The sequence below is a fragment of the Pseudophaeobacter sp. 1A09344 genome, from assembly GCF_041008745.1.
In the GTDB taxonomy this organism is placed as follows: Bacteria; Pseudomonadota; Alphaproteobacteria; order Rhodobacterales; family Rhodobacteraceae; genus Phycobacter; species Phycobacter gallaeciensis_A.
The window spans coordinates 1-15,877 of sequence record NZ_JAXGFS010000025.1; the positions used below are offsets into that span (position 1 = coordinate 1).

General features: G+C 64.0%; 8 protein-coding genes and 1 pseudogene. 1 reads left to right on the plus strand and 8 read right to left on the minus strand.

Annotation, left to right across the window (positions count from 1 at the left end):
- Positions 1–1,238: 1,238 nt before the first annotated feature.
- Positions 1,239–3,932, minus strand: coding sequence for a PAS domain-containing hybrid sensor histidine kinase/response regulator (locus SM765_RS22675; RefSeq protein ID WP_368981914.1), 2,694 nt, complete (start codon positions 3,930–3,932; stop codon positions 1,239–1,241).
- 566 nt (positions 3,933–4,498) lie between these two features.
- On the opposite strand from SM765_RS22675, the gene SM765_RS22680 reads away from it, so the two are divergent.
- Positions 4,499–7,183: a methyl-accepting chemotaxis protein gene (locus SM765_RS22680; RefSeq protein ID WP_368981915.1), complete on the plus strand. Its 2,685-nt coding sequence runs from the start codon at positions 4,499–4,501 to the stop codon at positions 7,181–7,183.
- A 12-nt stretch (positions 7,184–7,195) separates the two neighbouring features.
- Here the strand turns inward: SM765_RS22680 and glmM are convergent, their stop codons facing one another.
- From glmM to SM765_RS22715, 7 genes and pseudogenes are all read right to left on the minus strand, one after another.
- A complete protein-coding gene (glmM, locus tag SM765_RS22685) occupies positions 7,196–8,539 on the minus strand; it encodes a phosphoglucosamine mutase (RefSeq protein WP_368981917.1) in 1,344 nt (447 codons plus the stop codon).
- A gap of 41 nt (positions 8,540–8,580) precedes the next feature.
- Positions 8,581–9,855 carry a Vi polysaccharide biosynthesis UDP-N-acetylglucosamine C-6 dehydrogenase TviB gene (gene tviB / locus SM765_RS22690; RefSeq protein WP_368981918.1) on the minus strand — a complete coding sequence of 425 codons (1,275 nt, stop codon included), beginning with the start codon at positions 9,853–9,855 and terminating at the stop codon, positions 8,581–8,583.
- Positions 9,856–10,047: 192 nt separating this feature from the next.
- Positions 10,048–10,305, minus strand: a complete 258-nt coding sequence (locus tag SM765_RS22695) for a hypothetical protein (protein ID WP_274834160.1) — start codon at positions 10,303–10,305, stop codon at positions 10,048–10,050.
- 174 nt (positions 10,306–10,479) lie between these two features.
- Positions 10,480–11,193, minus strand: a complete 714-nt coding sequence (locus tag SM765_RS22700; protein WP_368981919.1) for a YjbF family lipoprotein — start codon at positions 11,191–11,193, stop codon at positions 10,480–10,482.
- Between the two features lie 2 nt (positions 11,194–11,195).
- The gene (locus tag SM765_RS22705) at positions 11,196–13,469 is read right to left on the minus strand and encodes a YjbH domain-containing protein (protein ID WP_368981920.1); all 2,274 of its coding nucleotides are present in this window, start codon (positions 13,467–13,469) and stop codon (positions 11,196–11,198) included.
- 91 nt (positions 13,470–13,560) lie between these two features.
- The gene (locus tag SM765_RS22710; RefSeq protein WP_368981921.1) at positions 13,561–15,435 is read right to left on the minus strand and encodes a polysaccharide biosynthesis protein; all 1,875 of its coding nucleotides are present in this window, start codon (positions 15,433–15,435) and stop codon (positions 13,561–13,563) included.
- Positions 15,436–15,709: 274 nt separating this feature from the next.
- A pseudogene (locus tag SM765_RS22715) lies at positions 15,710–15,877 on the minus strand (UTP--glucose-1-phosphate uridylyltransferase); the annotation flags it as partial.

A 15,877-nucleotide genomic window follows, 5' to 3' on the forward strand; every position in this document is an offset into this window, starting at 1 on the left:
CTCTGTGTGGGCCATGTCCGTTCTCCTTGCTTTTCAGCAAGATAGGGGATGTGTCGCAACCCAGTTTAGAATGTGCCGCGGCTACAGTTTTATATCTGATAATGATAATTATGTAATGTTTTGACGGGTGCTGCACAGGCCGCATCTGCAATGGATGCGGTTTGACCCTCATCACGCCGTCTCGCTAGGACACGATGCCGCCATCTGGAGATCATCGAAATCGAAACAGAGCGCCCTGAAGAGTTTCCCAGAACTTCATTTTGGAAAGCCTAGGGCTCTCACTGAGGAGAGCCCTGGCGACCTCGGCAAACTCTTGGATATCCATCCTTGCGATTGGACTGCATCTTCGCAGCGGCGGAGGCCTTTCAGCCGATCACAGCCTCCTCGCAAGGAGCTAACACAGCCGCACCCCATACGGAAGTGTTCACTATTGAGGGGCCCTCAAGTGACAGGTGGCGCTCGTTGCCATTTATGGTCCTCCGTTTCCTAATCATAGGGACGGACCACTTCTTTGGGGGAAGCATCAAGGATGCGAAAAAACGATCACTATCACTACCTCGGCGTGCGCACACCGCAACGGCACTGTATTCGACCCGTCTTACACCTTATTGCCAGTCTTGACGATGTCCGAGACGAGACTGAGCGGAAGCTGTGGCGTATTGCGGTTCATGAATGTGGACATGCACTGCTTGTGGTGCTGGTCCGGTGGATCAGATCATCATTTCCCAAGTGGATCTCACCCCGTTTCTGGTCCAGGCTTCATGCGACCTTTCGGGTTTCCTTCAGTTGGGACGCAAATTCGCTCGGCGTCAAGTTTCCGAGCGATGAATGCGGCCTGCTGCCGGTTTCGTGGACACCGAGATAGGGTGTTTATGAAACTGGAGAACCAAACAGACTACATAGAGGCCTACCAAGAGGACGGTGACGTGAGGGTATCTTACCTAGCTGTTCGCCATCTGAGCGGATGGGGTGTCAATTCCATCCGCTCAGATGGATCAGATTGCCTCCCTTGCAGTCGAGGGGGGCGGGATTACTGGGGCGTGCCACCACCGAGATGGGTGGCGAATAAGCCGTAGCGATTGTCCGGGCGGTCCACACCTTGACCACCTGTTCCCCGAACCACGACCTGCCGCAGGTGTAGCGCGCCAGATCCCCGACCGAGAGTACTACCGACTTCGCCGTTTCCATCCCGTAGCGGCCTCCTTGGTTGTCTGCAGTGCCCCTACCTAAGGGGCAACTCACAGGTCCACAGGCCTGCTCTCGGACCGGCAGCGCAGCAGGGCCTGGCTCAGATCCATGGTGCGGATCGGTTTGCTCAGCACCCCGTCAAAGCCCTCGTGCAGCAGCGAGTCCACTTGGTCCGGCATGGTATGGGCCGTCACCGCAAAGACCGGGGCAAGATCCGCGCCACCGGCCTGTTTACGGATCTCGTGCAGCGCTTCGATGCCAGAGAGCTTCGGCATGGAAATATCCATAAGCAGACAGTCAAAGGCCCCCGGCTCCCAGGTGGCGACGGCCTCTGCCCCGTCGTGGCATAGCACCGCCTGATGGCCCATCCGGCTCAGCAGCTTGCCGATGATCAGCCTATTGGTGGCGTTGTCCTCGGCCACCAGGATGCGCAGCGGCGGGCCGGAGGTCTCAGATCCTGCGGGGGGCTGGGCAAGGAGCAGAGCCTCGGAGGGGGGCGTCGGCAAACCGGCGCCCGTCCCTGTTTCTGTCTCCGCGTCCGCTTTGGGGGCTGTCTCAGGGGGCGCGGCGTCCGCATCATCAGCCTGCTCCAGCGGCAGCCGCACCCGTATGGTGGTGCCCTGCCCCGGCTCTGAAGCGATCTCCAGCTGGCCCTGCATCAGCGTGACCAGCTCCGAGACGATGGCCAGGCCCAGGCCGGTGCCACCAAAGGCCCGGGTGCTGGAATTGTCGGCCTGTTCGAATTTGCCGAACACCCGCTGCAGCTCTTCCGGGGTCATGCCAATGCCGCTGTCGCGCACCTCGAGGCACAGGTGCCCGTCGCCCGAGAATTCGGCGCTGAGCCGCACCTCACCAACTTCGGTGAATTTCAGCGCATTGCCGCAGAGGTTATGCAGGATCTGGCCGATCCGGCGGGCATCGCCAAGCCGCGCCGTGCCGGTGCCCGGTGCCAGTGCCAGTTCCAGCGCCACGCCCTTGCGCTCGGCCACCACCCGGTGCAGCGAGGCGACCTGCTCCAGCACTGTCTTCGGCACGAAGGGTGCGATGTTCAGCTCTTCCTTGCCCGCTTCGATGCGGGCCAGATCGAGAATGTCGTTGAGGATCGACAGCAGCCCCTGGGCCGAGGTTTCCGCGGTGGTCAGCATTTCGCTCTGCTCGGCGTCGAGCCGGGTGTCCTCCAGCAGTTGCAGGGTGCCGAGGATACCGTTCATCGGGGTGCGGAGCTCGTGGCTCATATTGGCGAGAAAAGCGGTCTTGGCGGCATTGGCGGCTTCGGCACGGGCGCGGGCCTCGTCGAATTCGGTGACATCCACCCGCAGGCCGACCCGGCCACCATCGGGGGTGTTGCGTTCATAGATCTGCAGGATGCGCCCGTTGCTGAGCCGCTGGCGCAAAGAGCCGCTTTCCTTACGGTGCTGGGCCAGGCGTTCCTTCAGCCAGTCCTCTTCGCGGCCCCTGGCCTCTTCATATTCGCCATGCTCCAGCCCGTAGCGCAGGATGTCCTCAAACCGGACACCTTCGCGGATCATCGGGGCGCTGGCAGAATAGATTTCACGGTAACGGGAATTGGCCAGCACCAGCCGGTCGTCGGCATCATAATAGACAAAGCCGTCCGGCAGCGCCTCGACCGCGGCCACCAGCCTGGCATGAGCCACTTCCGCCGCCTGCTGACTGGCGTCGCGCAGGCTGGTGTCCTGCACCATGGCCACGAACCAGGGCTGATCGTCCCTCATCAGCTGCAGGGTGATTTCTACCGGATAGCAGCTGCCGTCCCGGCGCTTGTGCCGGGTCTTGAAGCGCAGCACGCTTTGCCGCCCCGAGGTCAACGGCTCCACCATCTTGCGGAAGGCTTCAGGGGTGAAATCCGGCTTGATGTCCAGCGGCGTCATCTGCGCCAGCTCTTTCATGTTGTAGCCGAGGTTGTCGCGGGCGCCCCGGTTCACCTCGGTGAACTTCAGACTGTCGGGGTCGAAGACATAGATTTCATGCAGGCTTTCTTCGATGATCCGGCCCAGCCGGGCGCTGCGCATGTTCTCTTCGGCGGCCTGTTTCAGCGGCGTGATATCCGTGAGCACCGCCACATAGCCTTCGAGCTGCCCGTCGGGGCCGTGCAGCGGGGTGACATCCAGCATCTGCCAGTATTCCCGCCCGGACGGGGCGCGGTTCAGCAGCTCGGCGGTGACCGGTCGCTGCGCGGCCATGGCCCGGGTGATGCGGGCGGTGCCCTCGGGGTCCATATGGGCGCTTTGCAGGATCTCGCTGGGGTTGAGGTTCTGCGCATCGCCGTTGCTGTAGCCGGTGAGCCGTTCGCAGGCAGGGTTGATCCAGCGGATGCGCTGCTCCGGAGTACAGAAAATCACCGGGCTCTGGGTGGCACGGGCGAGGCCGCGCAGCCGGGCATAGAACCGGCGCCGCCAGAAACTCTGGGAGCGGGTCAGCTCGATCAGGAACAGACCGGGGCGCAGCGCGCTGATATTCCAATGCAGCCGGTCCCCGCTCGCGGCCATGGTGGTGATCCGCGCCGGGCCTGCGCCGGGGCTGAGCCGTTCCGGCGACAGCGGCGGCGGGGAGACGAACTGCTGCATACCCGGCGCCGGACCCGGGCGCAGCGGCACAAGGCGCGCAAAGGCCTTGTTGGCATGCAGGATCGCGCCATCGCCGCCGAGCAGGGCCATGGGGCTCTGGGCTGCGCCGATCAGGGCGCGAAGCGCCGTATCATCCTGGGCATGCTCTGCCTGCGTCACCGAAAACCTCTTTAAATCCTAGTACGACCGGCCCTGTATCAAGGGTGCCAGCCGGGTGCCAGACACGTTCAGGACAGATCCAAGTCGCGCCCGGGCCGCCTGCAGCGCGCCCTTTTCCGGGTGCAAAGAGGCGTTCAGGCAGCGGTCGGGTGTCGGTTTCTGCCCCGATGATACGAAAACTAGCAGCCAACCGTTAGTAAGCGGTTCAAATCAGGAGAAAAACCGCCAAAGCGTCGCATTTTGGGCATGTTTTCGGGCGGGGCGGAGGCGGTCGACGGGCCCCGATCCAGTCCCGAACAGGGAGGAGACGAGATAGAAGGCCAGATTGGAAACTGTACAGGGCACTGAAAATATTCAGAAACCGCCTGACCTTACCCCGAAAAGCAGCTGGCTGCACATCGGGCGTGACCGCGTCCGATCAACCCGATCAAATTATCTGAAAAAGGGGTGAGAGGGCTAAAATAAAATTAAACCACAGGCTGATAGGCTGCGGTTGTTTGCCCCCCATCCGATCCGCAGGCCCTCCGCCGGGCAGGCGGGCGGCGCTTTGCTACAGGTGATACAGTATGGTTCACAAGTCCTCCGCAGATCCCGCAGTCGATCCCACCGCAGATCCCGCAGCTGGTGGGACGCGCGCCGCGCGCCGCTTCCGGCCGTTTTCCAGCATCGGGGCCAAGCTGGTGCTGATCCTGCTGGCGATGGGGGCTGCCTCGGCCGGGATCGGGGTGTTGGTGTCGCTGGTCTTTGCCCGGGTGTCCGATGACATGGGGGTGCTGACTCAGGACATGCTGCCGCAGCTGGAGGTCAGCGCCCGGCTGACCGAGGCCACCGGCCTGACCCGCAATGCGATGACAGATATCCTGCTGGCCGATGATGCCGCAGAGCTGCAGGACCGCCGCAGCCAGATGGAGGCGGCGACCCAGCGCCTGCAGGAGGAGGTCACCGGCCTGCCCTCGGATCTGCGCGCCGAGTATGAGGCCGTGGTGACCCAGACGGTGCAGTCGCTGAATGCGCTGATGGCGGCGCGGGAAACCACCTTTGACAGCGAGGCCCGGATCGCGGCGCAGATCGATGATCTGCAGGAGAACAGCCAGCATCTGCAGAACACGCTTCTGAGCGCTGCCGAGGCCGCCTATTCCAACCTGCAGACCGGGGGCGATGCCACGATGTCCGCGATCGAAGACGCGCTTCTGGTGCTGGTGGAGGAAAATTTTGCCGGCCTGCAAAGCCTTCTGGAGGCGCAGGGCGATATCAACCTTCTGTCCGGGGTGGCGCTGGCGCTGGGGCAGACCCGGGATCCGTCTTTGAAAAAAGCCCTGTCCAATATCGCCAAAAGCTCGACCGCGCGGCTGGAAAACCTGCCCGAGCGGCTGGTGGAGATGGAGGTAGACCCGGTTGAAGCGGGCATCGTCGAAGAGGCGCTTGCCATCTTTGACCAGATGATGAACGCGCGCCGCTCTGAACAGAAAGAATTGCGCCCCCTGGTGCTGGATCACCGCCAGGCCAGTGCCAATGTCCTGCACAAGGCGATCGAGGACATGGTCTTTGTGCTGGAAATCGTCGCCGAGGAAACCGTCGAGGAAAGCCGCGATGCGGTGCAGGGCCTGCTGGACAATGAAATCGGCGTCTTGAAACAGCTTCTGGAAATGAACACGCAGGTCAACGCCCTGCAGGTGGCGGCGCTGCAGGTGCTGGCCGCTGATCGCACCGCCGCGGTCGAAGAGGCTGCTGCGCCGCTGCAGGCGGCGGCCACGGCGCTGATGGCCTTTCGCGATATTGCTGGCGGGCAATTCGCTGCCGATCTGGAACAGATCGCTGCCGATGCCGATCCGGAAACCGGTCTTGCCGCCTCGCGGATCGCCACGATCCGGGCCCGCGCCGAAACCGTCTCTGCCTCGCAGGAGGCGGCCAGTACCGTGGCCGAAATCGCCTTGCGGGCGGCGGCGCTCAGCGCCGACAATCAGGGTGCCATCGCCGAGATGGCCGGCTCCGTCTCCCGCGATGTGAAGGCGGCGCAAACCCGGATGCAGACCCTCTGGGCGGTCTCGGCAGCGGTGCTTTTGGCGGCGCTGGTGCTGACCCGGCTGCTGATCACCCGGCCGCTGATCCGGATCAGCGAGACCACGGAAAACCTGGCGGGCGGCGATCTCAGCCCGGTCACCGGCTTTGAGCGTTCCAGCAGCGAAATCCGCCGCATCGCCCAGGCCCTGTCGGTGTTCCGCAACGGGCTGGTGGAAAAGGAAGAGATTTCAAAGGCGGCCGAGGCCGAACGCCAGCAGCATCTGGCGCAGCAGACGGCTGCCGTCAGCGCCATCGGCCAGGGGCTGGAACGGCTTGCCGAAGGCGATCTGACGGTACGGATCCACGACGAGATGAGCGCGGGCTACGGCAAGCTGCGCGACGATTTCAACCGGGCGCTTGGCGCGCTGGAAGACTCCGTACGCAGCCTCAGCCAGAGCGGCCAATCCACCGCCAGCGGCACCACCGAGATTTCCGGCGCCGCGCGCGATCTGTCAGCCCGCTCCGAGCATTCGGCGCAGACCCTGGCCTCCACCGCGGCAGCGCTCAACGAATTGTCGGTCTCGGTCGAAAGCACGGCGCAGGCCTCGGGCGAGGCCTCGGCCTCGGTGGAGACCGCGCGCCGCAACGCCAGCGAAAGCATGGATGTGGTGCAGCGCACCTTTGCCGCCATGGAGGCGATCAAGGAAAGCTCGGACAAGATCGCCAAGATCATCGGCCTCATCGACAGCATCGCCCAGCAGACCAATCTTCTGGCGCTGAATGCCGGGGTCGAGGCGGCGCGGGCCGGATCCGTGGGCAAGGGCTTTGCGGTGGTGGCTTCGGAGGTGCGCAGCCTGGCACATCGCTCGAAAGAGGCGGCCAACGAGATCGCCAGCCTGGTGGCCGAAAGCAGCGAACATGTGGAACTGGGCGCCGATCTGGTCGGGCGCACCGGCGAGGTGATCAACGAGATTTCGCAATCGGTCTCCAGCGCCGCCGAGCTGATGCAGAATATCTCGCGCGCCTCGGCCGAACAGTCCAGCAACCTGCAGGAGGTGAATGGCGCGGTGGCCAATCTGGACGATGCCACCACCAAGAATGCCGCCCTTTTCGAAGAGGTAACCTCGGCCTCCATCTCCCTGTCGCAGGAGGCGCAGGCCATGGCCGCAGCGCTGGACCGGTTCCGCACCGGCCAGAGCGCATCAGATCAGGATTTGATGGCTGAAGAAGCCCCGCGCCTGTCGGCCTGATCCGGGGACCCGTCAGGCGGTTGCGGCTTCGACGGCTTCGACCACCTGATCCACGGTGCGCATCAGAAGCGCATCATCCTCGCATTCCGCCATCACCCGGATCAGCGGCTCGGTGCCGGATTTGCGGATCAGCAGACGCCCCTGCCCGTTCAGCGCGGCCTCGGCGTCGCGGATCGCGTCCTGAACGCGGGTCTCTTCCAGCGGTGTCTGCCCGGCGCCAAAGCGCACGTTCTTCAGAAGCTGCGGCACCGGATCGAACTGGCGCACCAGCTGAGAGGCCGCCTGCCCGGTCTGCACCATGGCGGCCAGCACGTGCAGCCCCGCCATCAGCCCGTCGCCAGTGGTGGCGTAATCGCTCATCACGATATGGCCGGATTGTTCACCGCCAAGGTTGAATCCGCCCGCGCGCATCGCCTCAACCACGTAGCGGTCGCCAACAGCGGTGCGTTCCAGCCTAAGACCCCTGCCCTCAAGGAAGCGTTCCAGCCCGAGGTTCGACATCACCGTGGCCACCAGCGCGCCGCCTGCCAGCTGGCCCGCCTCGGACCAGCGCGCCGCCAGCAGCGCCATCAGCTGATCGCCATCGGCAATGGCGCCGTTCTCGTCGATGACGATCACCCGGTCGGCATCGCCATCAAGGCAGATCCCCACGTGGGCGCCATGGGCGACCACCATTTCGGCCGCCGCCTGCGGCTGGGTGGAGCCGCAGCCGCGGTTGATATTGGTGCCATCGGGGGATGTGCCCATGGCGATCACCTCGGCGCCCAGCTCCCAGAGGATTTCCGGCGCGGCGCGGTGGGCGGCGCCATTGGCGCAATCCACCACCACCTTCAGCCCATCCAGACGGATATCCCGCGGCAGTGAGGATTTCACCCGCTCACCATAGCGAAAGCGCGCATCGTCGATCCGCTTGGCGCGACCGATATTGCCTGCCTGCGCCGGTTCCACCCCGGCTTCGATCAGGGCTTCGATCTCGATCTCCGCCTGATCCGACAGTTTGAATCCATCGGGGCCGAAGAATTTGATGCCGTTATCCTCGGCCGGGTTGTGGCTGGCCGAGATCATCACGCCGAGATCGGCGCGCATCGAGCGGGTCATCAACCCCACCGCCGGAGTTGGCACCGGGCCCAGCAGAAGCACGTTCATGCCGGTGGAGGTCAGACCGGCGGTCAGCGCGTTTTCGAACATATAGCCGGAGAGGCGGGTGTCCTTGCCGATCACCACCCGGTGGACGCCGCCGGCCTCGCGCCGGAAATAACGTCCGGCGGCAGCGCCGATGCGCAGCGCCATATCGGCGGTCATCGGGTGGGTGTTGGCGGTGCCGCGCACCCCGTCGGTACCAAAGAGTTTGCGCATAGGTCGGGTCTTCTTTCCGTTAAATAGCTGTGTCTGACGACCTAGAGGCGCAGGTCCGAGGCCTCGGGCGGCAGGATGTATTTCAGATCATAAAGCAGCGCGCCGGGGGTGCCATAGGCGCGGATCGCCTCGGCGCCCATCTGCCGGAAGGTATCATGGGCCACCGCCAGCATCACCCCGTCATAGCGCCCCGCGGCGGGCTCGGCGACCAGGGAGATACCATATTCTCGCAGCGCCTCCTCGGGGTCGGCATGGGGGTCGTGGACCTCGGGGAGGACACCAAACTCCTCAAGCGCGTGCAGCACGTCGATGACCCGGGTGTTGCGCAGATCGGGGCAGTTTTCCTTGAAAGTCAGCCCCATCACCAGCACCCGCGCGCCCGCGACAGGCAGACCGCGGCGCAGCATCGCCTTGACCATTTCGCCGGCCACATAGGCGCCCATGCCATCGTTGAGCCGCCGCCCCGCCAGGAGGATCTCGGGATGATAGCCAAGGCTTTCGGCCTTATGCGTCAGGTAATAGGGATCGACGCCGATACAGTGCCCGCCCACCAGACCTGGGCGGAAGTTGAGGAAATTCCACTTGCTGCCGGCCGCCTGCAGTACCGCCTCGGTATCGATATCCATGCGGTTGAAGATCATCGCCAGCTCGTTGATCAGGGCGATATTGATGTCGCGCTGGCTGTTCTCAATCACCTTGGCGGCCTCGGCCACCCGGATCGAGGGCGCGGGATGGGTGCCCGCCTGCACCACCTGTCGGTAAAGCGCATCGACCTGTGCCGCCACTTCGGGGGTCGAGCCGGAGGTGACCTTGACGATATCGGCCAGGCGCCGAGACTTGTCGCCCGGGTTGATCCGCTCCGGCGAATAACCGACGTGGAAATCCCGGTTGAACACCAGCCCGGAGGTGGCTTCGAGCACCGGCACGCAGTCTTCCTCGGTGGCGCCGGGGTAGACGGTGCTTTCATAGATCACCAGATCGCCGGGCTTCAGCGCGGCGCCCACGGTCTCCGAGGCGCGCAGCAGCGGCGTCAGATCCGGGCGGTGGCTGGCATCCACCGGGGTCGGGACGGTGACGATAAAGATCGTGCAACCGGCAATCTCGCCTGGGTCCGAGGTAAAGGAAAGCTGGCCTGCCCCGGTCAGATCATCGGCGGCGATCTCGCCGGTGCGGTCCCGGCCGCCGCGCAACTCGGTGATACGGTCAGCGCTGATGTCGAACCCCAGGGTCGGGCGCTGCTGGCCAAAGGCCACCGCTAGCGGCAGGCCCACATAGCCAAGGCCGATCACGCAAATCCGCGCCTCTGGATCGCTCATGCCGGGGTCCTTTTCCTGTTCGGGCCGGGAAACGTGCCGGGACTCGGGGCAAAGACCGGATCGGCAGGTGTCTGACCCTCGGCTATAAACCGCTGCGAAAGAGGCTTCAACAGGGTGCAAAAAAGCGGGCCACAGAGGACCCGCTTTTTCAAAATATCATCCGCCGGAGAAAACCGGCTGCGACCCTCTGGCTTAGTTGCCGTTGCCGGTCGTGGTGGTGGTGGTGGTGGTGGTGCCGGTTTCGTTGTCATCGTTGGTGACAACGCCAACGATGACCGCTGCCGCGACCACACCTGCTGCGATACCGCCTGCACCCAGACCGCCGCCGAGACCTGCACCACCGCTGCCGCTGCCGCCGCCGTTACCGGCAGCTGCGGCGCCAGTTGCCTGTGCGGATACGGATGTTGCGGCCATTGCGGCCAGTGCGAATGCTGCGAAGAACTGTTTCATGATCCAAACTCCTGTGGAGACCTTTGAGGGTGACCCTATGCGAGGTCTCCTTTCAATTCAACGAAAGGAGAGGCTGCAGCGGGCAGAAAAAAACATTTTTTTTGAACGTTGCGCGAAAACCGCTCACCCCCTGCGAAATGCGGGGAAAATAAGGCGAAAAAGGCGACAATTCGCTCAAAGTGTCAGCTGGCGGATACGCAGATAGCCGGTGGTGGGACCGGCCCATTGCCGCGATTGCCACAGATGGCCGCTGCCGGAATCGATCCAGTAATCGTTGACCACCACGCCGGATTCGCCCCCCGGGCCGGATTCGCAGCGTTCCTGCAGATGCCGGGTCTGATAGGTTAACTCGATGATTTCGATGGTCTCCGGGCCCAGATCAGAGACGGTGCAGGCCAGGGTGAAGACCTGCGACCGGTTGTCGAGCGCGGCAAATTCATAGCGCCGCGCGCCGGTGCCCGCGGGCCCCATCACGCCGCCGGTCTCGCGGACCAGCGCCGAAGAAGACAGCATGTCGTTGCGCAGCCCGCGGGTGGCTGTAAGCACGCCGTTGCGCATCGCCAGCGTCACCGCATCCTCGGTCAGCCAGACGGTGACCTGACCCGGGGTGCTGTCCCGTTTTACCAGCTGCGGCTGCAGATAGGCGCGCTGGCCATCGTCCTCGATGGTGACCTCGATATAGGTCTCGTCCAGGCTGTCGAGCAGCGCCCGGGTGACCGGCGGACGCTCGGGCTGGCGCTTGAGGCGTTGTTTTACCTGCTGGCCGACGACCTGCATGATTTCCACCTCAAGCGGCGCATCCTGCGGACCGCCGCTGCAGGCGGCCAGCACAAGCACAGCGCTCAAGAGCCCGGCGAATGCGCGCAGGGGGCGGGTCAGCTGTGTCATGATCATTCCCAGAACCTCGCCCGTTGCGCCTGCAGGCTGCGGCGGTGGGCGGTGCGTACATCGCCGTAAAGACCGCCGACCCCACCGACGCGCTGGCCGCCGTCCCGTTGGATCGGGCGGATGGTCAGCCCGTAGGCGTTGCGGGTTTCCTTGCCCAGGAGCCAGCCCAGCGGAATGCGGAAGTAGAACCCCTTGTCAAAGGAGCCTTCGCCGAACTCTGCCGCCGAGACATTGGTCAGGGTGAAGAAGCCGCCGACCTTGAAGCCGTTCTCGAATTCCCGGAACAGGCTGAAGGTGCCGCCGTAATCGCCGGCTAGGTAGCGACCCACATCGACCTGCGCCTGATAGCTTTCGCCCAGCTCCAGATAGGCCGAGGCATGGCCGGTGAAGGTCTTGTAATCGCGGAAGGACAGGCGCTGGTCGTAATCGCGCTGAATGACGTAATTGGCCTCGACCCCCAGCGCCAGCGGGCTGGAAACCGGTTTCCACAGCACCTCGCCCGACAGACCACCATACATGCTTTCGAACAAGCCAGCGCGCAGGCGGGCATAGACATTGCGCCGCGGCTGCCAGCTGCGGTCCACGTAGAGGTTTTCCAGCGTGGTGCCATATTGCGCATAAAAGGACTGGTCGGTGCGCACATGCGGCAGCACCGAGTTCGAGGCCCGCCCGTCCTGCACGTTGCCCCAGGCCCGCTGGCGGATGCTACCGGCGATGCGCCAGCCCGGCGCCGGGGAATAGCCCGCTGCGAAATCCACCCCCACATCCAGCCGGAACGGTCGGGCCGGATCGAAATAGGCCGGCGCCGCATAGGGGCTGATGGAGCGGGTGAAGGCGGGATAAAGCTCCTCCGAAAAAATCGCTGTCTCCGGCAGTGGCCCGGCGCCGGTCACCGCCGCCACCGCCATCACACCATCGGAGGCCTCGGGCGAGAATTCCAGCTCCTCCAGGTCGGAGCGCCGGATGACTGTGGTGGACAGGCCCATGCCCGAACGCACCGGGATGATGCGGAAGGTTTCGATCGAAGGCGGCAGCGTCAGCGCCATGGTGCGCGCCACCCGGCCCACTGCGATGGCATAGGAGCGGTAGCGCGGGTTGCGGAACCGCACCTCGGCCTCGGTTCCCTTGAGGTCGATCGCCTCCAGGATCAGCCCGTGCGGCTTCAGCCCTTCGGCCACCAGATCGCGGAACCGGGTGCGTTTATATTCGCTCTCGGTCCAGTCCTGGCTCCAATGTTCCTCTTTCGTGGCCCATTGGCTGCGCGGCACGATGGGCGCCGGGGCGGGCACCTGGGTCGCGATGATCGGGTGCCGGGGCTTCAGCTGGAACTGCGCGGTGATGCCAAGTTCGGAGCCATACATGTAATAGGCGCCGATGCGGGTGGTTTTGGACCATTGGTATTCAAGCCCGTAGTTCACCTGCGACTTGCGCTCGAAGACATTGGAGATGCGGGTCTCGGTCACATAGGCGTCCGAGGAATACTCCGCCTTGACGGACCAGCGTTCATTGGCCTGCCATTCGATGCCCGCAAAAGGCGCAAAATCGCCGCGGAACCATTGATCATAGGACAGGTTTCCGCCGGTGCCGCCGCCCACGAAACTGGGGCGCTTGCCGCCGATATTGCCCACCGCCCCGTAGGAGCCAAGCCGCCCCCAGCCAAGACCGGCCGAGACTTTCAGCTGGCCGGGGCTGCGCCCGGCCGCGCCGCCAAAGCGTAAGGGCGGCGTCTCGATCCGCTTGGTGGCGACCAGATATTCCGCTGCATAGACCCCGGTGCCGGCGAAATCCTGCAGTCCCATGGTCAGTTCCGGCAGGTAGCGCCGTTCACGCAGCAATCGGAAGCGCACGTCAAAGCCGCGGTCGTAATAGGTGTTGAAGCCAAAGAGGTTGAGATTGCGGATGCCGTTGTAGCGGAAGGAGGCGCTGAGCCAGGGCAGCGCCTGGAAGGTCAGGTTGTAGCGGCTCTGCCCACCGAACCAGGAAAAGGTGGTGGCAAAATGCCCGTCCGGCAGCATTTCGGCGCTTGGCGTGTCCATCAGACCAGGGGTGCCGTAGAAATTGAGTCCCGGTGCTGCGGGTGGCTCCAGACTGGGCGCATCAAAGTTGTCGACCTGCGCCGCGGTGGCAAATCCCGGCGCCGTGGTACTGTCCTGCGCCAGGGCGCCAGAGGCGCCTGCGCAGATCCCCGCGATGATCACGGCAGAGAGGCCAGAGGGGCCCGGCCCTGCGAAAGAGGGGAAAACGCGCCGGAACGTATATCTGCGGGAAGAGGTCACGACGGTCCTGACTGTCTGAAAATGCCTGCCTCAGGCGGTTAGAACACAGAATCCCGAACCGGATCAACGGTCAGAACAGCGCGGCGCGCGCTCATGAGGTTTTCCGGTCCGCGGGGGGCTGGGTATAGCCTTCGACCCAGCGCGTGACCACCTGCCGGGCCGCACTCTCGTCCCCGGCGGCCACTGCCTGGCGCAGCCCGCGCAACAGGGCGGCGGTTTCGAGTTCCGACAGCACGGTTTCCCGGGCGCAGAAGATCTTCTGATGCCGGGTGCCGATCACCTCCTGGCTGAGGGTCAGCTCCTCTTCCATCTTCTCGCCGGGGCGCAGCCCGATGATGTCGATGGCGATATCGCCATCGGGGTTGCCTTCGTCGCGCACCGTGTAACCGGCGCTGGCGATCACCTGGCGGGCCAGCTGCAGGATGGAGACCGGCTCGCCCATATCCAGCACGAAGACCTCGCCGCCGCAGGCCTCGGCGCCGGCCTGCAGCACCAGCTGCACCGCCTCGCGGATGGTCATGAAATAGCGTTTCACATTGGGATCGGTGACGGTCACCGGGCCGCCGCGGCTGATCTGTTCCTGAAACAGCGGCACCACCGAGCCCGAAGAGCCCAGCACATTGCCGAACCGCACCATGGTGAAGACGGTGTTCGGATGGCGGCTGGCCAGATCCTGCACGATCAGCTCTGCCATGCGTTTGGAGGCGCCCATCACATTGGTCGGCCGCACCGCCTTGTCCGAGGAAATCAGGATGAAACGTTCCACCCCCGTCTGCGCCGCCGCCCGGGCCAGGGTTTCGGTGCCAAAGACGTTGTTGGCCAGGCCCGGCAGCGGGTTGGCCTCGACCAGGGGGACGTGTTTATAGGCCGCCGCATGCAGCACCACCTGCACGTCGTGGGTGTTCAGCACCAACCGCACCTGACGCGGATCGGTGACCGATCCCAGCACCGGCACAACCTCGATCCCGGTGCCCGCAGTCAGCTGCTTCATTTCCTGATGCACGGTATAAAGCGCCAGTTCGGACAGTTCGAAAAGCACCAGTTTCGTCGGCGCGCAGGCCAGCACCTGACGGCAGAGCTCCGAGCCGATCGACCCCCCGGCGCCGGAGACCAGAACCACCCGCCCGGCATAGGAGGCGACGGCCTCCTGCAAGGGCACATCGCGGGCCGCGCGGCCGAGGAATTTCTGCGGCGCCACCGGGGTCAGCTTGTCCACCAGCGCCTCTTCGCCGATCAGCTGGGCAAAGGAGGGCAGCGCCTGCACTTCCAGCTGCATATCCTGCAGGTGCTTGGTGATCTGGGCCTGTTTCGGTTGGCTTTGCGACGGCATCGCCAGCAGCACCCGCTTGATGCCGCGGGTCTTGACGATGTGGTCGATACGGGCGGGCGGGAACACCGGCAGCCCCACCAGCGTCATGCCCTGAAGCGAGGAATTATCATCGACAAAGGCCACCGGATCGATGCCGTCATGGGCCTTCAGCGCCTGCGCCAGCTGGGTGCCGGTGGTGCCGGCACCGTAGATCAGCACCCGGCAGCGCGGCTGGGCGCGGCGGTAGATCGCCATGACCACCTGATGCAGCACCCCGCGGGTGGCGACCAGGAACAGGAAATAGCTGGTGCCGAACACCACATGGGTGCCGGGCGTCAGGTCGGGGCCAAACAGATAGGTCAGCCCGGCCACCACAAGGGCGGTCACGAAGGCGACCGCCGCCGTCAGCGTCACCGCGTGGCGTTCATAGGCGTTGAGCTGCACCATCGGCAGCCCCAGCCAGACCGACATGGCCGCCATCACCGCCATGGCATAGGGCAGCACCGGCACCATCAGAATCAGGGTTTTCAGGGCGGGATCGGGCAGCGGCTGCACTGTGAAGGTGAACAAAAGAGCCAGAGGGATCAGAGCCAGATCAATAGCCAGAAAGATATAGGATTTCTGTTTGCGCGATAATGCACTGATCAGATTAAACACGCTTGTGCCCCTGTTCCCTGACAGCCTGCCCAGTTGGCCCTGCCATGACCCTGCCCGGTCACGACATCGGGTTGCTACCTTTGCATGATGCGTTTCTTCGCAATCCCGCACATGCTATCCGCCCGGTTTTCTAAAATCACCCGGATCACTATTCAAATTCGTCTAATGGTTATCTCTATCCTGATTTGCCTCTAGCACAAACCCCGGTGCGGCGGAAATCTGCCACCCCAAGATTTTTATTGTTCCCTGTGGAATCCTAGGCAGACACGGCAGTCTACTCAGCCGCCTTACGGGTGCCGATCACCCCGTTCAGATAGCCCAACAGCTCGTCCCGCAATTCCTCGCGGGCCAGTGCAAAGGAGACGGTGGCCTGCAGGAAACCTGCCTTGGAACCGCAATCAAAGCGCTGGCCGCGGAAGCGATAGCCGTAAACAGGCACATC